This is a genomic window from Bacillus kalamii, from assembly GCF_047238185.1.
Classification (GTDB): Bacteria; Bacillota; Bacilli; order Bacillales; family DSM-1321; genus Bacillus_AD.
Genome location: NZ_JBDFMI010000003.1, coordinates 56,877 through 77,597 on the forward strand (window position 1 = coordinate 56,877; position 20,721 = coordinate 77,597).

The 20,721-nt window shown below is 35.2% G+C and carries 21 protein-coding genes and 1 pseudogene; all 22 read right to left on the reverse strand.

Annotation, left to right across the window (positions count from 1 at the left end; genetic code table 11):
* Window positions 1-296 precede the first annotated feature (296 nt).
* The gene (locus ABC357_RS17125; protein ID WP_412888820.1) at window positions 297-1,727 is read right to left on the reverse strand and encodes a sensor histidine kinase; all 1,431 of its coding nucleotides are present in this window, start codon (window positions 1,725-1,727) and stop codon (window positions 297-299) included.
* Window positions 1,717-2,397, reverse strand: coding sequence for a response regulator transcription factor (locus ABC357_RS17130; protein WP_412888821.1), 681 nt, complete (start codon window positions 2,395-2,397; stop codon window positions 1,717-1,719). Before ABC357_RS17130 ends, ABC357_RS17125 begins: the two co-directional genes overlap by 11 nt.
* Window positions 2,398-2,439: 42 nt before the next feature.
* Window positions 2,440-3,666: an ABC transporter permease gene (locus ABC357_RS17135; protein ID WP_412888822.1), complete on the reverse strand. Its 1,227-nt coding sequence runs from the start codon at window positions 3,664-3,666 to the stop codon at window positions 2,440-2,442.
* Window positions 3,660-4,346, reverse strand: a complete 687-nt coding sequence (locus tag ABC357_RS17140) for an ABC transporter ATP-binding protein (protein ID WP_412888823.1) — start codon at window positions 4,344-4,346, stop codon at window positions 3,660-3,662. Before ABC357_RS17140 ends, ABC357_RS17135 begins: the two co-directional genes overlap by 7 nt.
* Window positions 4,330-5,532, reverse strand: a complete 1,203-nt coding sequence (locus tag ABC357_RS17145) for an efflux RND transporter periplasmic adaptor subunit (RefSeq protein ID WP_412888824.1) — start codon at window positions 5,530-5,532, stop codon at window positions 4,330-4,332. Before ABC357_RS17145 ends, ABC357_RS17140 begins: the two co-directional genes overlap by 17 nt.
* Window positions 5,533-5,537: 5 nt before the next feature.
* On the reverse strand, window positions 5,538-5,792 hold the full coding sequence (locus ABC357_RS17150) for a hypothetical protein (RefSeq protein WP_412888825.1): 255 nt from the start codon (window positions 5,790-5,792) through the stop codon (window positions 5,538-5,540).
* Between the two features lie 1,106 nt (window positions 5,793-6,898).
* Window positions 6,899-7,279, reverse strand: coding sequence for a hypothetical protein (locus ABC357_RS17155; protein ID WP_412888826.1), 381 nt, complete (start codon window positions 7,277-7,279; stop codon window positions 6,899-6,901).
* Window positions 7,280-7,433: 154 nt separating this feature from the next.
* A complete protein-coding gene (locus ABC357_RS17160) occupies window positions 7,434-8,372 on the reverse strand; it encodes a HAMP domain-containing sensor histidine kinase (protein ID WP_412888827.1) in 939 nt (312 codons plus the stop codon).
* A 185-nt stretch (window positions 8,373-8,557) separates the two neighbouring features.
* A complete protein-coding gene (locus tag ABC357_RS17165; protein ID WP_412888828.1) occupies window positions 8,558-9,247 on the reverse strand; it encodes a response regulator transcription factor in 690 nt (229 codons plus the stop codon).
* 243 nt (window positions 9,248-9,490) lie between these two features.
* Window positions 9,491-9,931: a response regulator transcription factor gene (locus tag ABC357_RS17170; protein ID WP_412888829.1), complete on the reverse strand. Its 441-nt coding sequence runs from the start codon at window positions 9,929-9,931 to the stop codon at window positions 9,491-9,493.
* Between the two features lie 235 nt (window positions 9,932-10,166).
* Window positions 10,167-10,399 (reverse strand): annotated as a pseudogene (gene rpsR / locus ABC357_RS17175) (30S ribosomal protein S18).
* A gap of 56 nt (window positions 10,400-10,455) precedes the next feature.
* Window positions 10,456-10,653, reverse strand: coding sequence for a hypothetical protein (locus ABC357_RS17180; protein ID WP_412888830.1), 198 nt, complete (start codon window positions 10,651-10,653; stop codon window positions 10,456-10,458).
* 47 nt (window positions 10,654-10,700) lie between these two features.
* Complete coding sequence (locus tag ABC357_RS17185; RefSeq protein WP_412888831.1) at window positions 10,701-11,345, reverse strand: zeta toxin family protein; 645 nt, start codon at window positions 11,343-11,345, stop codon at window positions 10,701-10,703.
* A gap of 123 nt (window positions 11,346-11,468) precedes the next feature.
* The gene (locus ABC357_RS17190) at window positions 11,469-11,687 is read right to left on the reverse strand and encodes a hypothetical protein (RefSeq protein ID WP_412888832.1); all 219 of its coding nucleotides are present in this window, start codon (window positions 11,685-11,687) and stop codon (window positions 11,469-11,471) included.
* A gap of 19 nt (window positions 11,688-11,706) precedes the next feature.
* Window positions 11,707-13,257: a vWA domain-containing protein gene (locus ABC357_RS17195; RefSeq protein ID WP_412888833.1), complete on the reverse strand. Its 1,551-nt coding sequence runs from the start codon at window positions 13,255-13,257 to the stop codon at window positions 11,707-11,709.
* A gap of 136 nt (window positions 13,258-13,393) precedes the next feature.
* Window positions 13,394-14,497, reverse strand: coding sequence for an AAA family ATPase (locus tag ABC357_RS17200; RefSeq protein WP_412888834.1), 1,104 nt, complete (start codon window positions 14,495-14,497; stop codon window positions 13,394-13,396).
* 20 nt (window positions 14,498-14,517) lie between these two features.
* The gene (locus tag ABC357_RS17205) at window positions 14,518-14,646 is read right to left on the reverse strand and encodes a hypothetical protein (RefSeq protein ID WP_412888835.1); all 129 of its coding nucleotides are present in this window, start codon (window positions 14,644-14,646) and stop codon (window positions 14,518-14,520) included.
* Entirely contained in the window at window positions 14,646-15,575 is a 930-nt protein-coding gene (locus ABC357_RS17210) for a DUF6744 family protein (RefSeq protein WP_412888836.1), read from the reverse strand. Before ABC357_RS17210 ends, ABC357_RS17205 begins: the two co-directional genes overlap by 1 nt.
* 415 nt (window positions 15,576-15,990) lie before the next feature.
* Window positions 15,991-16,413: an arsenate reductase (thioredoxin) gene (arsC, locus tag ABC357_RS17215; protein ID WP_412888837.1), complete on the reverse strand. Its 423-nt coding sequence runs from the start codon at window positions 16,411-16,413 to the stop codon at window positions 15,991-15,993.
* A 26-nt stretch (window positions 16,414-16,439) separates the two neighbouring features.
* Window positions 16,440-17,498 carry an ACR3 family arsenite efflux transporter gene (arsB, locus tag ABC357_RS17220; protein WP_412888838.1) on the reverse strand — a complete coding sequence of 353 codons (1,059 nt, stop codon included), beginning with the start codon at window positions 17,496-17,498 and terminating at the stop codon, window positions 16,440-16,442.
* A 19-nt stretch (window positions 17,499-17,517) separates the two neighbouring features.
* Window positions 17,518-17,820, reverse strand: coding sequence for an ArsR/SmtB family transcription factor (locus ABC357_RS17225; protein ID WP_412888839.1), 303 nt, complete (start codon window positions 17,818-17,820; stop codon window positions 17,518-17,520).
* 571 nt (window positions 17,821-18,391) lie between these two features.
* Window positions 18,392-19,927 carry a primase C-terminal domain-containing protein gene (locus ABC357_RS17230; RefSeq protein WP_412888840.1) on the reverse strand — a complete coding sequence of 512 codons (1,536 nt, stop codon included), beginning with the start codon at window positions 19,925-19,927 and terminating at the stop codon, window positions 18,392-18,394.
* Window positions 19,928-20,721 lie beyond the last annotated feature (794 nt).

Here is a 20,721-nt window from a genome sequence, read left to right on the forward strand (position 1 = left end):
TTTTCAGTATAACATGCTTATATTCTATTTTTGAGTGAAATGATTGACAAACTATTAGCTGGTTTAGTTTAAGAACATTTATTCACAAGTCTATGGATTCGCATAAAAACGATTGGGTTGATTCCAAGCGTTTTGTATATGAGCTTACATTATAATTCTATTTGAAATCCATCGGTAAAAATCTCATTATCATTACAAAGATACCTGTTATTGTTATTCCAAACAATGTAGCAACATTTGTAAACTCGGTAGATAACCCTGCTCCATGGAGCAGGGAATAATGGTGCTGAAATTCCCTATAGATTCTTAGTAACCCGTGTCATATCAATGATAAATTCCATCCCCTCTATTTTGCTCGACTCATTAAATGAGTAAATCCACCCATTTCGTTTCATTAGTTGAGCAACGATATATAATCCTAGTCCAGTACCACCATCATTTCTATTTCTAGCAAAGTCCGGTCTATAGAAAGCTTCAAAAACTTTTGAAAGATGGTACTCGTTCAAAGGCGTACATTCATTTGAGATGACCACTCGAGAACTAGAAATAGTAATGGAAATATAACCTTTTTCTGGCGTATACTGGACAGCATTGCTAATTATATTTCGTATAATCCGTTTAAATTCGGAATGATCACCAAATGCGTTACTATTATCAGAAGAATACGTAATCATTTGTTTTTTATTCTTAGCGATAAGCTGATATGTCGGCAATATCTCTTCTAAGACTTCCTTTATTTCAAAAGCATTTTCTGCTCTATTTTCATTATTTATATCTAGTTTAGAAATGTCTAGAATTTCGTTCACTAGCTGTGTTTGTTCATTTAGAATGTCATGACATTTTTTTAAGTATTTATCACGATCATTAAAATCTCCAATATTATGAATCATTCCTTCAACGACCCCAAGCATAGCCGTTATAGGTGTTTTCAGTTCATGGGATGCCGCTCTTAAAAAGTCTGATTTTTGAATTTGCATCTTGGATGTTAGCTCTAATTCCTTGTTTAAATCATCAATTGTTCTAACTAAATTTAAATATAAAAAATTTATATTGTGAGCTAATTCGGCTAATTCATCCTTTCCATATTCCTTATTTAATCTAGCATTTTGCAATTTAGTCATTTGTTTTGTGTTAGCAGAGATACTTTTAATTCTTTTCGTTGAAAAGTAAGAATATAAATACGTAAAGATGCCGCCGATTAAAAAACTAATACCTAGTATCCATGGGTATATTTTTAATAATACAAATTTCGTATCATCTATCGGTTGAAGTGAGTAAGACAGACTGATTAGAAACTGTTTACCCTCTTCATCAGTAATAATTTTCTTTAGCTCAATAAAATTTTTTCCATCTATTATTTCTTCATCAAGCTCTTGGTTTACTAAGCTTTTATTGAATTTATTTAACTCTTGTTCGTCATCCATTGGAAACATTAGCTGATTTTCAATCTTTTGTTTTCTTGGATAAACATATTCATTGTTTTTATTTCTAATGGTAATAATTATATTTTTTTCTACTTTAAGATTATCAAGATAGGTGAATAATAGGAGATCTTGTGGAGGTTTTATTATTCGTTCCTCCACTGTTTTTAATAAAGATTCCAACTCATTTTCTTTAAAATGGTAATAGTACTTCGGCATAGTAAAATATAGAATTAAAATGGCTAAAGATACAATTAGTACGACAATAGAAGAAGTATATATAAAATTTTTCGTTCTAATTTTCACTTAAATACCCCTGTATCATATATCCTATTCCTACAATCGTTGTTATCTTAAGCTCTGGTAATTTCTTTCGTATATTTTTGATATGACTATCAAGAGTTCGATCTCCTGGGGTACTTCCATAGCCCCAAATAGTCTCTAATAATTGCTCTCTAGTCGTTATCTTTCCCATCCTTTGAAATAGATACGCGATTATATCATACTCTTTTTTGGTAAGTAATACTCTTATACCTTTTTTTTCAACTAAATGAGCATCGAAATCTAAGACCAAATTTCCAAACGTCATTTTATGTGTTGTATTGATTTTATCTGTCACCCTTCTTAACACGGCTTCGACTCTTTTCACTAAAATCGTTGGTGAAAATGGTTTTGTTACATAGTCATCTATTAAATGTTCATAGCTTACTACTTGTGTGTATTCATCCGATAAAGCTGTCAGCATGATAATTGGTACAGTGTTATCTTCACGAATTTTCTGTAATAGCTCTAATCCATCTATTTTAGGAATCATGACATCTAATAGAATTAAATCAAATTCATGATTTGTAATTAGTTCCCAAGCGTTTTCACCGTCAAAAGAGCAAGTTACAGTATATCCATTGTGCGTTAAAAAATTTTCTATCACTGAACTAGTTGTAGAATCATCTTCCACAACTAGTATTTTCTTTTCCATAAAGTGACCCTCCTGCTTATGGTTCTCAACGTTTAATCCTATTTATTCATAACGAAGTGCTTCTATTGGATTCAATTTCGAAGCTTTAAATGCAGGCATAATTCCGAACACGACACCAATAAATAAAGAAAACATTAAACTTCCGAAAATAGGTAAAAGAGAGATAATGAACGGATAGCCCATTGATACTGTCAATACTTTACCAACAATTAACCCAAGTACAATACCTATTATTCCCCCGATAAGAGTCAATATGATTGATTCGATTAAAAACTGAAAAAGAATCGTTTTTCGCTTTGCACCCAACGCTTTTTTCACACCGATTTCTCTTGTTCTTTCAGTTACGGATACAAGCATAATATTCATGACACCGATTCCGCCTACAATTAAGGAAAGACTAGCTATACCACCTAAAAGAAATAACTGTGATTTATTAATCTGTTCCATATTCTTCTCGTATTCCGAAAAATCTCTTACGCCGAAAATGTAATCTGATTTAGGAACAAAGGTCAGCAAAAGGTTAATCGCCTCTTGAGAAATAGATTTAAGCTGATCAGTATTCTCGCCTTGAACTAATACAGTTGGTTCTGGATCTACCTTCTCATGAAAAGAAGTCCATTGTCCAACAGGAACAAATATGGCACCTACTGGATTAAACTGAGAGGAAGCATTCGCTTCTTCTATTTCTTCCACGACACCAACTACTTTAAATGGACTCCCATTTATTTCGATATGTTGACCAATACCATCACCTTTCGGAAATAACTTATCAAAAGTTACTTTATTAATAACGGCAACCTGATTAAGGTTGTCCATATCCGACTGGGTTAATAATCTTCCCTGCATTATAGAGTGCTTTTTCATATCAAAATAGTTAGGCGTTGTTGCTATTATTTCAGCACGTATCGATTTTTCCTGCTGAAAAATCGTTAGTGATTTTTTATAAAGCAAAGCAGCATTTTTTATTCCTGGTATATTTCTAACTTCATTCATTTGTTTTTCCGTTATCTCGGGTATATACGCCGGTTTTTTCTCATTTGCACCTGTTAATATACCTTTACTAAACTTACTTTCACCACCATATTCGATTTCCATTGTATTATTAGATCCTCCTGCGATTTGTTGTTTCATAACCACAGAATTCCCTTCAATAATATTAAAAATAGAAATGATCGCTGTAATTCCTATAATGACTCCTAACATCGTTAATAGTGATCTTAATTTATGTGACCAAATAGCTTGCACAGAAAGTTTAATTGTTTCTAGCATGCTAATACCTTCCGTTTATCACTCACTATTTTCCCATCCTTAATGATTAAATGACGGTTAGCATAATCAGCAATTTCTTGTTCATGTGTTATAAGAATAATCGTTTTCCCTTGCTCATTTAACTCTGTTAGTAAGTCCATAATCTGAGCACCTGTTTTGGTATCTAACGCTCCTGTTGGTTCATCGGCAAGAATGAACTCTGCCTCTGTCACAAGCGCTCGAGCAATGGCTACTCTTTGCTTCTGTCCTCCAGATAATTTTGTCGGAAGAAAATGAACTCTCTCCTCCAACCCCACTCTTCTCAACGCGATTAGCGCTTTCTTTTGCCGATTATCCTTCGATTCACCTGCATAAAGTAAAGGTAGCTCAACATTTTGTAAAACGGACAATCGAGGTAGTAAATTAAAGTTTTGAAAAACAAAGCCTATTTCAGCATTTCGAATATCTGATAAATTATTATCATTTATTTCCTCTACATTTCTGCCATTAAGTTCATATGTGCCACTTGAAGGTCGGTCAAGGCATCCAAGAATATTCATTAAAGTAGACTTACCTGATCCCGATGGTCCCATGATAGATATATAGTCACCTTTTTCAATAGAAAGCGTAATATTTTTAAGAATCGGTATCTCCGTATCATCCTGAGGATAAGACTTGCAAATATTATTCAACGACAACATTGCTACCAACCTCCATTTCGTTCTTTAAATTTGGAAATGGAAATACAAGATGATCATCCTTCGTCAAGCCCCTTACAATTTTAACTACGTTTTCCGAACCCTTGATTTCAACTGTCTCCACTTCAACTTTCTTTACCTTATTATTTTCAACTTTCCACACATATGTTTTATCATCTTTTTTGACAATATATTCGCGTGGTATTTTGATATCATTCGATTCTGGTGGCATAACTTGTACAAAAACATGTTTGCCGATACTAGGCGCATCTTCCGTCGTTTTGAATTTTGCTTTGAATGGATATTTACTCATATTAGGATTCTCTTCGCTATTATTATTTCCATCATCTTCAACTGTTATGCTTCCAATTGTCGTAATTTCTCCATCCCAAGACTTATTTTGATTGCCTCTTTCGATTATCTTAGTCTTTTGTTGCAGTTGAATTTTATCTTTTTGAAACTCATTAACGGTCCCTTCAACATATAAACTAGAGTGATCAATGATCGTGATAAAAATGTCACTTCCGTCTGATTTCTCCATTTGCTCTTTGTTGATCTTTTTAACAACGCCATCAAACTCAGCTACTACTATCGTTTGTCCATACTTTTCTTTATTTGTTTTGACAACCATTTGTGCTTTTTCTAATTCTAAAGTTACGTTTTCAATTTCTGATTCTAAATCTGACAATTCAGCTGTCATTTGTGAGACTTCTTCTTTTACTACCTTCTTTTCTGGTTCAACAGCTGATTGCATATCCTTTTTTTTATTTGATAATTCTTTTGTTTTTTGTACTTTATCTTGTTTCTTTTGTGCTAAAAGCTTCTCTTGTATTTTCACATTTAGCTCTGACTCTCGAATAGCGAAGTCGCCATCAGGATTGGCATATTGAAAGAGCTTCTGCCCTTTAATAACCTTATCTCCTTCTTTTACAAAAAGTTGCGTTACCTTGCCACGTGAAGGATTAATCGTAATCTCGCTTGTATTATTAGCCACTATGCTCCCTGTTAAATTCATACTATCGTTACCATGTGCTTCCGATGACAGAGTTCCCACATTATATGGAATAATTTCTTGTGTATTTTGCTTATTGGCATTTTCTTTATTAAGAAAGAAACCTCCGCCCCCTATAAAAGCTAGGGAGCAGATTATAAATATAGATAGTTTCTTTCTAGAATTAAGTAATTTCATGTTGATTAATTCCCTTCTAGGTTATCAAGCTCTTCAGGATTCGTTCCTTTAGGTAAAAGAATACCCGATCCATCCTCACCTTCGATTGAATCAAATTCGCTTGCATCAAAATCCTCTACGTTATCTTTCTGCTGAACGCTACCACTACTGCCTTGATTTGTTGCATCATCTTCATTTTCATTTGATTGGCAACCTGCTAGCACTCCTACAAAGGATAATAATAAAACCGTCGATAAGATGATTGATTTTCTTTTTTTCATAAATAAAACCTCCAAATATTTGATATGTTTATACTAACAAGCTGACCTGTTGTTCTTCTGAATCTCATGTGGAGAATGTCTGGAGTTTTTAAATATGTACGATAAAAAAATGTGTCTAAACAAAAAAGCTTGTTTACAAGATTTTTTATTTGAATGAATCTCGTAAACAAGCCATAAGTATGTAAGGAAAAAAGGCTCCTTTATAAAGTCTTAGTCTTGGATAACAGCTCATTTAAATATTTTCGACTTTAGGGTAAGCCTTCTTTAAAAACAAATTCCATAATCTAATTATTTAGCGAAATGTTTGACAAACTATTAGCTGGTTTTGTGTAATTAACAAAAAAGAACTCTCGACCGACAATCTTAATTGGAATTTTAGAACCATAATGTCTGAAACAAATCTTCAGGTTTTATTTATTTCTTAAATATCTAAACGTACATTCAGTTGTAATTACAGGCAAGACAAACATCATTAATAACGCTGCACCTGTAAAAAAATAATTCTCAATCACAACAGTATTGGTAAACCATTGTATTAAGAAATGGTACATAAAAAAATTAGCCACTAGATTTACTAGATATAGAAATTTACTCAATATTGCTTACTCCTTACTACTATTAATTAATTAATTAAGAATGATTGCACTTAGAATTAATTTTTCGCTATGATTTGTTTGAATCCTTCTTGCGATAAACTGCCCCTTTTGTTTAAGTACATTACTTCACAAAAATAAACTACTACCTCTAACTAGGCCAAAGACTCAGTAAATTTTGTAAAAACACCATACAACGAGAAAAATACTCGTTATCCCCCAAACTGTGGTCCCCACTATCCACCAAACAGTTTGGATTGTTGAACTTTTCTTCCTTTCTATATTCCTTTTTATAAAAACGTTAACAATAAATCCGATTATGATGAATCCAACAGTTATCCCAAGTAATAAATTCATTGTTTATCCCCTTTTTTAGTGTGATTGCTAAACTACATCAATTGTAACATTTTGTAAATTTACAACAATCCCTTATTGAACTATTCTGCCCCTTTAGCTGCATAAGAAAAGACCGCCAAATTGACAGTCTGATCTTCTGCTATTACACTTGTTTGATTATTTTCCATCAACTTGAAAATAAGCAGATGCTTTTCCACCAGTATCTTTTATCTTATTTGCACCATCGACAGGTTTATGTGCATCAGTATATCCTTTTGGATCTTGAAGATACTCTGCAACAGCTTGATCATCCACTAATAAATTTCCACTATCAATATCCTTAAGTGTTTTTTCTTTTAATGAACCAGCTGCCTTCATGCTTTCCTTAAAGGCTTGTTTTTGACTTTCTGTAACATTAACTTTTTGATTGAGACTTGTATTACTATTAGCAGACTCGATAACGCTAGTGTTAGAATTTGGAGATGCCATAGCAGGGACTGCTAATACCCCCACCAATGCAGTTGCTGCTAAGATACCCGAGATTTTAGTTTTCATCATATTAAAAACTTCCTTTCAAAATTAAATTTGGTATAGCCTTAGAAGGCTTTATTTATACCTGTCAAATGCTTTGCTATGCTTTTTCATTTGACTATAGCCTTATCATACATAATCAACTGTTAGAACAAGATTAGTTTTTAAAAGGAAGGTGTATTTATAAAAAAATTGTTACTGATGTACCCTGTCCAATCTTGCTTTTCACAAGAATTTGTCCGTGATACCGTTCAATTATTAGTTTTACAATTGCCATACCAAGTCCTGACCCAGGAACTTTTTGTGATCTTGAACGGTCTGCCCGATAAAAAGGCTCAAAGATATGGTGCATATCCTCTTCTGACATTCCTATTCCAGTATCTATAATCTCAATTCTGCTCTTATCATCCTCAATAAAAAGGCGAATCTCAACCTTTCCACCTTCTCGATTATATTTAATAGCATTTTCTATTAAATTATAAAGGGCTCGATATAAAAGAGTTTTATTACATATTAACTGATTTTCTTTTCCTGTAAGAGAAACAATTACCTTCTTTTCCTCTGCTTTTGGAGAAAGTTCTTTTATTACCTGTTTTAGCAGACTTTTCACCTCAACGATATCATTTGCACTTTCAACCGGTTCATTTGCCAATGCAAGTAAGCTATCTACTGTTTTTCTCAGTCTCTCTATACAGACTTTTGTATCTTGAGTGAATTCCTGGTATTCCTCAATGCTCGTTTCTTCATCCATTTCCATTACTTGAAGAGCTGTGTAGATGACAGACAGCGGTGTTTTCAATTCGTGTGCCGCGTTGGAGGCAAAATTCTTCTGTATAACGAATGACTCCTCCAAGCGATCCATCATTCCATTAAACGATTTTGTCAGTAAAAACACCTCGTCTTCAGATTTAGGTACCTGTGCTCTTTGATTAAGGCTGTTCTCATCAATCTCACGAATAGAATTTGTCAAGTTAGTCAATGGCCTCAGCATACGCCCCGTTACCCAGTAGGTAAAGAGAAGCGAAATGCCAATTGTTAAAAACATGACTATGATACCTTGGGCAGAAAATTCCTTTGTTGTTGATGAATACGGGTCATTAGGTACAGATTCGATTTCCATTATTCTATCTGCTTCCAAGTTTTCGTCTTTTCTAGGATCAGGTAGTTTTTCTATTTGGGTATCAATAAAGAGGTTACCATAATAACCTCTCGCAGAATAAAGGGAATTGAATGTTAAGAGTAAACATGCAATGATTAAAATTAGTCCAACAAAGAACGTAATTTTTATACGTAAGGACCATTTTATCATAGTAGATTTTTCGCCGGATCGCAGATGCGATACCCTTGCCCACGAAGAGTAACAATATAACCATCATCCCCACTGATATTTGCCAACTTCTTTCGAAGGGAATGAATATGGAAGCGAAATGAATTAGAGAAAAGATCCGTATCGCTATCCCATACATGTTCAATTAGTTCCTCAGGACTCACCACTTTTTCCTGATGGTACATCAAGTATTCTAAAATGGAATATTCCTTTTTCGTCAATTCTATGATTTTGTTTTTGTAAGCTACACTCTTCGCTGCAGTATCCATACTTAGATTACCACAATGTAATTTAGTATCCTCTATTCGAATTCGACGGCGAAGTAGGTTACGGATACGTGCTTCAAGCTCCCCAAAATCAAAAGGTTTTGTTAGATAATCATTGCATCCACTATCTAATCCATTAATTTTTTCCTCCACCTTATCTCGGGCAGACAGAATCAAAATCCGAAAATCTAAGTCTGTTTTTCGAATGGTACGTAAAACTTCTATTCCTTCTATTTTCGGTATATTTAAATCAAGTATCATTAAATCATAATTATTAATTTCGTAAAGTTGAAGAGCTTCTTCCCCATCATAGGCATGGTCAACAGCATATCCTAGTTTTTTTAAACCTCTTGCTACAAATTTGGAAAGTAAATCATCGTCTTCTACTAGTAACAATTTCATAAGAATCCTCCACCTTTTATCAAATGTTATAACCATAACAAAAAGAATGTTAGAATACCGTTTGATTGTGCGTTAAGTCTTATTCTAGATTATTGTTCAATAAAAATTCTTGAACTTTTTTCCAATTTGATCACAAAAATAGGATGTTTGATTTTTTATACAAGCAAAAAAATACAGCAGAGCGTATCTCTACTGTACTGATGAAGACTTGCATAATTAGTCACCATTTCTAAAAAGCATCTACTAGCAAGATTCTCTATTATTAAAATTAAACGATGAAATATCCAATTGATTCATGTTATTAAGCAACCTAGTGTGTCCGCGGAAGCGTCTAACAATTGTTTGGATTCTAGCACGTAATTCATCAAGTTGAAATGGTCTTATCAGAAAATCATCTGCACCTAAATCTAGCCCTAATGCTATTTGTTCAAAATTAGCACAGGCTGTACTAATGATAACAGGGGTATTTCTTTTCGAATTACGAAGGAATGATATGATTTCCAAACCATCTATATCAGGAAGATTTATATCGAGAAGGATAACATCATAATCTTTTGCAAATGCTTTTTCCTCCCCATCCATACCTTTATTTGAAAGTTCCACATGAAATCCTATATTTTCTAATCTTCTCTTCATTGTTAAAGCCCAGTATAAATTACCATCTATAATCAGTACTCTCACCATTAAATCATCCTTTTCATTAGTTAAGACAATAATAGGATATCAATGACAATGTTAGACGAATGTTAGCTAATAAAGGATTGGTTACTTCCTTAAAAGTGCTAGCCTCCAAATATCTTAAGGAAGTCTGTAATCTTTATCTAGGATATAATACTATTTAATAACTCAAGATGTCTGTTATATGGAATAACTAAAGCACAACGGATATGAAATCGATTGTGCTTTTAGGTTGTATCACTTATTCGTCAGATACGTATGTAAGTAAAGCCGTAGTACGTGCCCATTTAATAGCGACTGTTAATTCACGTTGGTATTTAGAGCTAGTTCCTCTTTCATTATGAGATTAAAATTTACCACGCTCAGAAGTGAATTTTTAAGTAAATCTACATCTTTATAATTGATGTGGGTGATACCGTTTGAAGTAAAAATGAGCAAGAAACATTTTGTACAGCTATCCTGCCCCGTTCGCATCAGAATTCATCTTTGATGTTGAAACAAAAAAGACTGCCCTTAGGCAGCCATTTAGTTTATATAGATGTGATATTATTTCTCTTTCTATCCTCTTCAACTGAACGCCAAAATTCTTCCACTTCTTTTTCTGCTTGTTCGCGATTAGGTCTAGAAAAAGGTTTTTTCAGAATTCCCTCACGTTCTTCACGCCACTTTTTTGCTGCAGCAGGCGCGTTTTCCTTAAATTTTTTTAATACATATTCATTCATGTCCATACTGCATCCCTCCATTTTTATCAATTATAACGCCTTGTATATATATGTCAAAACAATTTTGCTTTTTGTTTGAATTTTGCATATAAACGTTCATTTAAGACGACGAGTTCCTCATTTATATTTTTATAAGCAATTAACTTGGGATTTTCAGTGTTACTATCATTGTTGAAAACCAAGTATTGATCCACATCATCTTTCAAATCTAAGAATGATTTAGCAACAGCTTTATTTGATTCCATGATAATTTTTTCTGAAACAAACCTTCCTTCTTTTTCATATCGATTATCAGCCCTTTCCAAAGCTATTTTAAAATCGGCATCTACTATAATCATTTGAATAATATACCCATTCTCCGATAATAATTTGATTAGTTTTCTATACTTCTCTCTATTTTTCATGGTCCCGTCATAAATCAAACATTCTTTTCGATTAACCATCTCATTAAATAACCGTTTGGCAATCTCAGAACTCTCTTTATGAACAATATCTGAAGCATGTGGAATGTTCGCTTGGACTGCCTTTTGATATTCAGGCAATACCTTTTTTATTTCATCAGCATCGATTACTACAAAACCATCTGTTCCAATAACGTCAACCACAACCTTCGATTTACCTGATCCAGATCCCCCACCTAGTAAGATGGCTTGAAGGGTTTTAATTTTAGGATTAACTCCCTTATCAATATGGAACATTTCGATTATCTCATCATGCAACTTTTTTCTTTATTCCTCATATTCTTTCCCATCAAAATATACATCTTTTGTACTTTTCAAATGTCCCCCTCCCTTTACGTTTCCAAAGAAAAGAGCAAGGATCTACTGATCCTTGCTCACCTTTTCGTATTTTTGATATTCATGTACCATGTCGAAATCATCCAGAATATAACCATTAAAGACACTCTGCAGGACCTCTGAGCGTTTCCCGCCCTTATTGATAAGGTCTTTTACAACAAAATGTAGTAAGCGATCCTCTTTAACGAATAACTCCATTTTGGCTTCGTCATACGTGATATTCTCTTCATACTTTTGAATCAATGGTACCCCCTTCATTTTTTTAGATTGTAAACACATCATGACTGGCTTCATCTTGAAAATCAGCTGCATGGATTACCTTATCTGAGAAAAGGTCAACCCATTTTTGCTCCACATGATGTCCAATCAACAGCGAAATGACAGTCGTTTCCGTTTCCTTCTTAAAATCCTGAAAATCTCTCAACCAGGATTCTTTCAGTAAGGTACCGGTATCTTGAGGATCACCATCCGTCACAAAGACGATATCTGCTTTGTTATAACGCTTTTGGTTCAAAATAACCTCTTTAGCCTTATTTAATGCTAATCCATAAATGGTACCGCCTCCTAAGAAACGCACTGCCAAATCCACTAATTGTTCAGAAGTGATTTTTCCTTTTTTAAAGTCAAAAGGTTCTTCCACTCGATTGGAGAAAGGAATCACCGTAAAATCCCGTTTTTGCTTTTTCGCAATCATGGCCAGCGATAAAATAAACGCTTTTGCCTGATAATCCAACGGATTCATAGAGCCTGACTGGTCCATTACAATGACGATAGGACCTTTACCAAGTGTCTCTTTTCCTTTAGGGCTGTACATCATGACCTGCGACTCTGAAAAACGCTTCAAGAAATCTAGCTTAGTGCCTTTTATCATGAGCATACCTAGTTCCTGGGGCAACAATCTTTCAATGTCACTTCCTAATGTCATGCCACTACGATCAAGAGATTCTATATGCTTCGACTTTTGCTTTTTACGCGCAATCGACTTGAACTTTCCTGCCCATTCCGCAATCGCCTTCAGTTTTTGGTTATTCCTTAATTGCTCCGCAAGGGACAATTGATCTCTTAAGGGCACCTTCTTCATGTCAGCTTCTCCATTACCGGCCCCACCTGCCAGAAGACTTTGAACGTCATCCTTGGCTTCTTTTGTTTCATTTGCGGCAGCCTTTATGGCATTTGATAGAGGTTGTCCATCTAATGCACCTGCAAGGGCCTGCTGCAACTGATCTTGGAGGGCTTTTACATCCTGTTGTAAGGAGTCCATCTTCTTTTGATGCCGTTTCGCTTGTGCTTCAGCTTTCTTTTTATCCGGTCCAGCTGGATCACTCATATCTTCATGTTTTTTTTGAGCCTCTTCTTGCTTTCGTTCTTGTTTTTCGATGTCCTGCTGCTTCGATTTCAACTGATTTAAAAGCTCATTCAACGCATCATCTTTTTCTTTTTGTTGATTAAGCCATTCATAGACCTTTTCACTTAAGCGCATCGAACCGATCGCTGATGAAAAATCATCTAACATGGTTGTTTTTCTCATCTTTTGAAACTCTCCGTCTTGAAGAATACGCTCCATATATTGATAGTTCATGGGACGTTTCGGCTGATTCCCTTCCAGGTTTTTAAGGGATGGCTTCGCTTTGAATAAGCTCGCCCACATATCACCTGTTAGCGCAGGAAAATCCCGATTATCTATGACTTGTGTTTGGACCAATTCACCTAGTCTACTGGATAATTCCGTCAATTGAATAAATCGATCCCGATCAAAGGTATCTGTATTGAGGACGGAATCCTCCTCTTTGTAATAACGACGAATATTAACCATGAGACACCGCCTCCAGTCCTTTTTTCAACACTTTTAATACATTCATATTCATTTCTCCATTCATTCTTTATTTTGACTTAAAAAAGCCACTCGTTTTGAGTAGCCCATTTCAATGGTTATTTAGCAACAAGACGCATCACAGACCTAATAACACTTGGCCAATTGCTTCTTGTGCTTCAATAACTCTCTTTTTCATTTTTTGAATTTCTTCGGAACGTTCGGGATATTGATTCTCCAATACGACCAATTCATTTAAACAAGCTTTTAATTTAGTCGTAGCTTCCATACCCACTTCCGTTGAACCGTCATTTTGAACAGTCATATACGTCTCTTTCGCAATCAAAAGAATTCGTTCCAATTCTTTTTGACACGTATCTACCGTGTAGGCTTCTATGATTTCAGCTGTCTTAGAGATCTGGTCCTCTGTTTCCCAGAGTGCATGTTTTAAGATGTCTAAATCTTTTAAAACCGCACTGCTTCGACCATCTAACGCTGCTTTTGCCTTAATCAAGGACAAAGACTGTCTGTACCGACGATCCGAAGGACGTATTCCTTCATCCTGTAACTCTTTTCGTATACGAATAAGCGTTTTTAAGACTTCTTGTGGAACGGTCACCATATCAGACATATCTTGCATTTGAACGATTTCATCTGAAGTTAACGGTTGTGGAGGCTGCACATATAAATGATCCCCTTGAAGCATCGCCATGAAATTTGTATCATCTTGGATGTAATTCAGTTCGAATCGTAATAAAAATCGATCGAATAAAGCTTCCAAACCGTCTTCTTCAGGGTACTCATTTGAACCACCAATCACTGATATTAAGGGTGACTGAACCGGTGCTCCATTATTGTAGAACAAACGCTCATTTATAAGCGTCAGCAGGGCATTTAAAATAGCCGAATTACTTTTAAACACTTCATCTAAGAATGCAATGTTCGCTTCAGGTAACTTATTAGCCGTATTACGCTTATAAACTCCTTTTTCCAGCTCTTGCAAACTGACCGGACCAAATAACTCCTCCGGAGTGCTGAATCGTGTTAAAAGCCATTGAAAATAGCTTATGCCCGTTAATTGCTTCGTAAACTCCATAATAAGAGCTGATTTCGCGGTGCCTGGAGGACCAATCAACAGCATATGTTGTCTAGCAATAACAGATACAAAAAGACTTTCTATAATGTCTTCTCTCTCCATAAATGTTTGATTTAAATAATTTTGGATCTCTTTTATTTTTTTCATAAGTCAATCTCCTTTTTACCTTACGAATATAATTCGCTTAATTTTTTTAACAGCTCTTCTTCGCTAATAAAGCCAAGGTTAAATAAACTGAGAGCTTGCCTATATTTTTTAGTGACTGTAGTAGCTGGAGATCTCTTTGCTTTTTTCATCATTGATCCCCTTTTTGCATAACCAATGTGATTGACTGACGGACCAATTCAACAGAACTTTCAAGATCACTGACTGTATCTTTCAATAGCTCTCGATAATCCTTAAATTGACTCACCACACGCCGAGCATCATCCACTATTCCCTTCACTTGGCCTTTTTGGAATTTATTCCCTTCGTCATGAATCGCTGCACGACACTGTTCCAACACTTTCTGAAGATTATCTTTCACTTTATCTTTAATCATTTGGCGATTATCCTCATCATTCACTAAAGGAATCATGTGACTTTCCCCCCGAGGAAGGTCCATTACAAAATGCACGATATTTCGTAAAGAAGCAGCATATTGAATAGGCACAAAATAGACACCGCCTGATGGACGTACAGGTGTTGGACTTAACTCATTCAAGTAGTTCACCACACATGCACGAACACTGGCCCCGTTATGATGTGTTAAGAAGCATTTAAAATATCTCTGCGCTTCTTCAGCCAATTCTTCCGCCATTGGATTAATTGCATCAAAAGTAAACATATCCGATTTTTTATCAAAATACAGTTTGGCCCCTTCCGGATCATAATCCAGACGTTCCCCTTTTTGATTTACCGTTTCTACGACAATATTTCTCTGAATTTTATTCCGTGTTGAAACTACATCACGAATAATATAATTCCGATACTCTTCTGCCGTCTCTTCCTCGCGGAAACGTTTTGTTTCAATCGCCTTTGTCGCTCTCCGAAATGCATCTGCAGAACGAATAGGATTTGGTAAATAATGTTCTTCCACCTCATTCTGCAGCATATTTTTGCGCAAATCTTCCCGATTATACAAATCATCTCCTACTGAATACCAAGTAAGGTAACCAATAATTGAAGAATATTGATCGTTTGGAACAGCAGACATACCTTCTAAAAATTCTTTGCGACTTGTCATAAAAATGACCTCCATTTTATTTAATTTTGGATATATAAAAAAGCCCAATAAACTAAGGTTCATTGGGCTTTTAGATAACTCTTATTTAATTTTTGACAACAAAAAAAGCCCAATGGGTACACCTATAGCAGGTATAATCATTAGACTTTTGATTTATTTACTCACTTACACATTTCATATCTCCATTGTTCTGCACACCAAATAAGGTGGAAACATTCGAGATAACAACAGACGCACATCCAACTTTCTTCTGCTCACCTAACGGTGGGAAGATACGGGGATTTTCAAAATTCATTAACTATTGTCAGTTTAGCATAAATAAATTAAAAAATAAACTCAACAAAAACTGGTGTCATTATAAGTCCACTTGTTAATAAACCGCGCTCCTTTAGAGAATCCCTTGGCTAGGTATTTGTCATTCCCCCGTGCGTGCAAAACGCTCAATACGTTCTCCAATTTCATCGCGCACTCGTTGGAAGAAATCCCATTTTTCTTCATCTGTACCTTCTACTTTTGCTGGATCATCGAATCCCCAATGCACACGTTTCACGCGAGGAGGAGTCATTGGACAATGCTCATTGGCGTGGCCGCATAAAGTTACTACCAAGTCTGCATTATTTAGAATAGCTGGATCAATGATATCTGATGTTTGGACGGAAATATCAATGTCGACCTCTTTCATAGCTTTAACGGCATTCGGATTCAATCCGTGTGCTTCCAAGCCAGCGCTTTTCACTTGCCAAGTGTCATTCAGATATTTTTTAGCCCATCCTTCGGCCATTTGGCTGCGACATGAATTTCCTGTACAAAGAAAGTAAATAGTTTTTCGCTGTGTCATACTCTTTTTTCCTCCTGAAAGCATACTTACAATTTGATAGTTCTAAAATATTTCTTTTCCCATTTTAAGGCCACATTGACCAGGGCAATTAAGACTGGTACTTCCACTAATGGTCCAATAACAGCCGCAAAGGCTTCTCCACTGTTGATACCAAAGACAGCAACAGCAACGGCAATTGCCAGTTCAAAATTGTTACTGGCTGCCGTAAAGGATAGGGAAGCTGTAACGGGATAAGAAGCGCCTGCTTTCTTGGATGCAAAGAAAGAAACGGCAAACATAATCAAGAAATAAATCAATAATGGAATCGCAATTCGAATCACGTCCATCGGCAAGGCAATAATTTTATCCCCTTTTAAAGAGAACATCATAACGATCGTAAACAACAAAGCAATCAAAGTTAGAGGCGAAATCTTTGGAATGAAGGACTTTTCATACCATTCTTTCCCCTTTATTTTCAAACCTATGATTCGAGTAAGAATACCTGCTACAAATGGAATAGCAAGATAAATCAACACACTTTTAGTGATTTCCCACATAGAAATGCTCACAGCCATGTTTTCCATACCAAAAACGCCAGGTAAAACATTTAAAAAGAAATACACAAATACAGAATAAGACACAATCTGGAAGATCGAGTTAAAAGCCACCAGGCCTGCCACGTATTCACGGTCACCTCGGGCTAGATCATTCCATACAATAACCATTGCAATACAACGGGCCAAACCAATCATAATCAAGCCAGCCATGTATTCTGGATAATCATGTAAGAACAGAATAGCCAAAAAGAACATTAAGAAAGGTCCAAGAAGCCAATTTTGGAATAATGATAGCAATAATACTTTCCAGTCTTTAAAAACTCGCCACATTTCTTCATATTTCACTTTCGCCAACGGAGGATAGAGCATGATGATCAATCCAATAGCAATTGGGATAGATGTCGTCCCTACAGAGAATGTATCCAATACATTTTTAAAACTTGGTACAGCAACCCCCAATAAGATACCAACACCCATGGCAACAAAAATCCAGAGCGTGAGATATCTGTCCAGAAACGAAAGTTTCTTTGTTATACTTTTTTCTGCCATTCTCATTCCCTCCTCTTTTTTAACAGTGAGGAGAACACTTGATGACTTGAATAGGTTCCAATTCATCAATGAAGGATTGGATGTATGGCTCTTGACTATCGTTCAGTCTGAAGTATTTCCATGTCCCTTTTTTACGTTCGAGAATAATATCTGCTTCTTTTAATTTCTTTAATTGTTGGCTGACACCTGGCTGGGATATCTGTAAGACTTCCACTAAATCACAGACACACACTTCTCCTTGTTTTAAGCAAGCAAGAAGTTTCAACCGATTGGCATCACTAACAGCCTTTAATAAAGTAACCATACGGCCCATTTTATCCATTCTTTGTCCTCCCCTTATAACTAAATACTTATATAAGATATCACTTATGTTACCACTATATGCTAAAGAGATGCAAATGTGCACGGTTAAAACCAAGATAGCAAATACATAATCGTTACAGAAATAGCTGAAATTGATATTTGTTAATTTATCTAGTTATGTCTAAGGAAAGATAAGCCTCCTTTTGGGAGTATTAGCATTATATAGAGTAATTACTATCTCCCTAACATCCCCTTCATTCGTAAGAATACATGCTACTTTCGGAAAATTATGGGAAGGTGATAGCTGCTAATAGTGTCATAGCTTCGCTTGTTATACAAGATCAAAAAACCAACTAATTTCAAGTATTTTTCTATAAGTAGTAGGTGAAAGATAATTCCCCCACTATTATCTAATAATAATCCAATACCAGTACATGTAGGATAGCCTACAAACCACCAAATATAATAGAATCACTATAGATAATTTAGAACAGCATGCAAACTTCTCAATAGCTCAAAAACACTAGACACTTAAATATACAAAGACCAAAAGGATATAGATATGTAAGGGCAGACTGACTCATTTAATTTTAAACGGTATTCTGTATTAAATGCGATTTATCCGGTCCTCTTTTCCAGTCAATTAATTCAATTGAATTCCTAGCTATTAATACAGCTTCTTTTGTAGGTAATATTGATATTACCTTTTGTACCGATTGGGATGTGCTTTGGACAGATCTATCTTTCCTCACATACAAAACATGTTTTATTAACATTGATTGAGATGATAGTTTCGTATAAGCACCTCTTCCACGGCCCACTGAAACATAGAATAGTTTACGAGAACGCTTTAGAACCTCTTTAAAAGAAGATAACGATATACCTATTAATTTGCACAGTTGCTTTAAAGAACCTGCTAAAAAAGGCTGTGCAGGACTTAGATGCTCATTTATATAGTTTAGAATATCTTGTTCCCATTCTTCATAATGAGAACGCTCACGATCTTCACGTGCTTTTTTATGCTTGTACCAGCCTGCGCCCCCTTGAAATGTGACTTTTCCATCTGTCCACAGCTCTAATAAACCTTCTACATATGAACGTTTGACACCAGCATACTTGCCACTATAAGCACTTTTTAATGTGCGTTCAAACTCTCGTATAGGTAAAGGTTGATTCAAATTAGAATTAAATTGATCCAGTACATCATAGGTTTCTTCAAATGAACGGTCACTGGCATAGTTAGCCAAGGCAAGAGTAAGCAAAGCATTATTTCTGCTTGCTGAATGATGACCTTTATCGATTCCTCTAGCATTTATCAATGATTGGTACCAAGCTGCATTTGTATAATCAACTGAACCGGATGCATTTTGGCCACCATAAATAACACGTAAAAACTGCTTGTTTTTCTTTTCTTCATATTTTTTAGACCAGGCTAACAAAAGATCTGTTGACGCAAGTTCGTCATGAAAATCTAGTATATTGTCAGCTTTAGGAATGCGATAAAACCCAAATGGAACGCACCCAAAATCCATCGGTGCATAGTCCGATAAAGCTTCTCTTATATTATGTATTAAACGCTCAGCTACTCGTAAAGCTTTGTAATTATGTTGTGCATGTATGTAAAATGGTGTTTCCAAGATAAAGAATACTTGGAAACCTCGTGGCGTTTCTAATAAAAGGTTTGGCCGCGGTAAATTCATCTCTTCGCAACCAATATATAATTGATAAAGATCAACGTCTTTTCGATCGATATCAAACCCAATCACGTTCACTTGTTTAAGATTCTCTTTAGTGTGACCTTTCATATATCTTCTTTTAAAGTCATAATATGAGCCACCTCTATAGGTATTAGGAGTCCAATGAGATAAATGGTGCCCTTGTTCAGAAAGTGTTTCATAACTCGTCACAACAAAGCCTTGCCCATCAGTTAAGGCTTCCTTAGAAGGAGATACAAAGACAACACCTTTTTTGTAGGTATTACTCGCTTCCTGCTTCTCATACACTTTCACTTTATTGATTGGTGCCCTTGTCCCCTTCTTCTTATAAAGCGAAAGACTATTATGTGTCATAAGCTGCATAATCTCAATTGGGCTGATAATAGATTGAGTTTGGCGAATGTTTTCCATTTATCTCACATCCTTTCTATCTATGACTAAAAATGACGTATTTTAAGCTATTGTTAGTATACAAAACTCGAATTTTGAAAAAGGGCTTCTCTAAGAGGAAAAACACCATTTCAAAAAAGACCCTTGAAGCTTAGAGCCCCAAGGGTTAGAAAAAAACTTTTAAATTTTTTTTTGATACACATCCCGTTGTAAAATGGTGTTTTTTTGCACCAAGGTATAGATTTTAATAAACAGAAAAAAAGACAATGCTGTCAAGGGTTCAGAACACATCATCACCTAAAAAATACCCAACACATTCCGTTACGAAATGGTGTTTTCTTAATAAAAGTATCATTTTTTCTATACACATTCCGTAGATGAAAAATAAGACTTGCTCTAAGGGGGTAACTTTTAAATAATGCTTCAAACCCTTGATATACTTACTTAAAAACAGAATTATACCCTTGTAAATACCCAACACATTCCGCCCCAAATGGTGTTTATACCCAACACATCCCGTTGCAAAATGGTGTTTTTACTCTACACATCTCGCTGCGAAATGATTTTTTTGCTATACACATTGCGCTATCAAATGAGATTTTTTATGAAAATGGTGTTTTTACTCTACACATCCCGTTGCAAAATGGTGCCTTTAAACTTAAACTAAGACTTATATTCCTTTCAAACTAGATATAGTATGAATAGAAAACGGCATTTATAATATACACATTCCGTTATGAAATGGTGTTTAGCTGATAAATTCAAAGCATATGGCAATAATCCATATCTATTTAAAATGGTGTTTTTACTCTACA

What these genes read in the sequence shown, in the direction of transcription:
- ABC357_RS17130 (WP_412888821.1), bottom strand. Translation starts at nt 2,397, where the DNA reads ATGGAAAAGAAAATACTAGTTGTGGAAGATGATTCTACAACTAGTTCA.
- ABC357_RS17135 (WP_412888822.1), bottom strand. Translation starts at nt 3,666, where the DNA reads ATGCTAGAAACAATTAAACTTTCTGTGCAAGCTATTTGGTCACATAAA.
- ABC357_RS17140 (WP_412888823.1), bottom strand. Translation starts at nt 4,346, where the DNA reads ATGTTGTCGTTGAATAATATTTGCAAGTCTTATCCTCAGGATGATACG.
- ABC357_RS17145 (WP_412888824.1), bottom strand. Translation starts at nt 5,532, where the DNA reads ATGAAATTACTTAATTCTAGAAAGAAACTATCTATATTTATAATCTGC.
- ABC357_RS17150 (WP_412888825.1), bottom strand. Translation starts at nt 5,792, where the DNA reads ATGAAAAAAAGAAAATCAATCATCTTATCGACGGTTTTATTATTATCC.
- ABC357_RS17155 (WP_412888826.1), bottom strand. Translation starts at nt 7,279, where the DNA reads ATGATGAAAACTAAAATCTCGGGTATCTTAGCAGCAACTGCATTGGTG.
- ABC357_RS17160 (WP_412888827.1), bottom strand. Translation starts at nt 8,372, where the DNA reads ATGGAAATCGAATCTGTACCTAATGACCCGTATTCATCAACAACAAAG.
- ABC357_RS17165 (WP_412888828.1), bottom strand. Translation starts at nt 9,247, where the DNA reads ATGAAATTGTTACTAGTAGAAGACGATGATTTACTTTCCAAATTTGTA.
- ABC357_RS17170 (WP_412888829.1), bottom strand. Translation starts at nt 9,931, where the DNA reads ATGGTGAGAGTACTGATTATAGATGGTAATTTATACTGGGCTTTAACA.
- ABC357_RS17180 (WP_412888830.1), bottom strand. Translation starts at nt 10,653, where the DNA reads ATGGACATGAATGAATATGTATTAAAAAAATTTAAGGAAAACGCGCCT.
- ABC357_RS17185 (WP_412888831.1), bottom strand. Translation starts at nt 11,345, where the DNA reads ATGTTCCATATTGATAAGGGAGTTAATCCTAAAATTAAAACCCTTCAA.
- ABC357_RS17195 (WP_412888833.1), bottom strand. Translation starts at nt 13,257, where the DNA reads ATGGTTAATATTCGTCGTTATTACAAAGAGGAGGATTCCGTCCTCAAT.
- ABC357_RS17200 (WP_412888834.1), bottom strand. Translation starts at nt 14,497, where the DNA reads ATGAAAAAAATAAAAGAGATCCAAAATTATTTAAATCAAACATTTATG.
- ABC357_RS17205 (WP_412888835.1), bottom strand. Translation starts at nt 14,646, where the DNA reads ATGAAAAAAGCAAAGAGATCTCCAGCTACTACAGTCACTAAAAAATAT.
- ABC357_RS17210 (WP_412888836.1), bottom strand. Translation starts at nt 15,575, where the DNA reads ATGACAAGTCGCAAAGAATTTTTAGAAGGTATGTCTGCTGTTCCAAAC.
- arsC (WP_412888837.1), bottom strand. Translation starts at nt 16,413, where the DNA reads ATGACACAGCGAAAAACTATTTACTTTCTTTGTACAGGAAATTCATGT.
- arsB (WP_412888838.1), bottom strand. Translation starts at nt 17,498, where the DNA reads ATGGCAGAAAAAAGTATAACAAAGAAACTTTCGTTTCTGGACAGATAT.
- ABC357_RS17225 (WP_412888839.1), bottom strand. Translation starts at nt 17,820, where the DNA reads ATGGATAAAATGGGCCGTATGGTTACTTTATTAAAGGCTGTTAGTGAT.
- ABC357_RS17230 (WP_412888840.1), bottom strand. Translation starts at nt 19,927, where the DNA reads ATGGAAAACATTCGCCAAACTCAATCTATTATCAGCCCAATTGAGATT.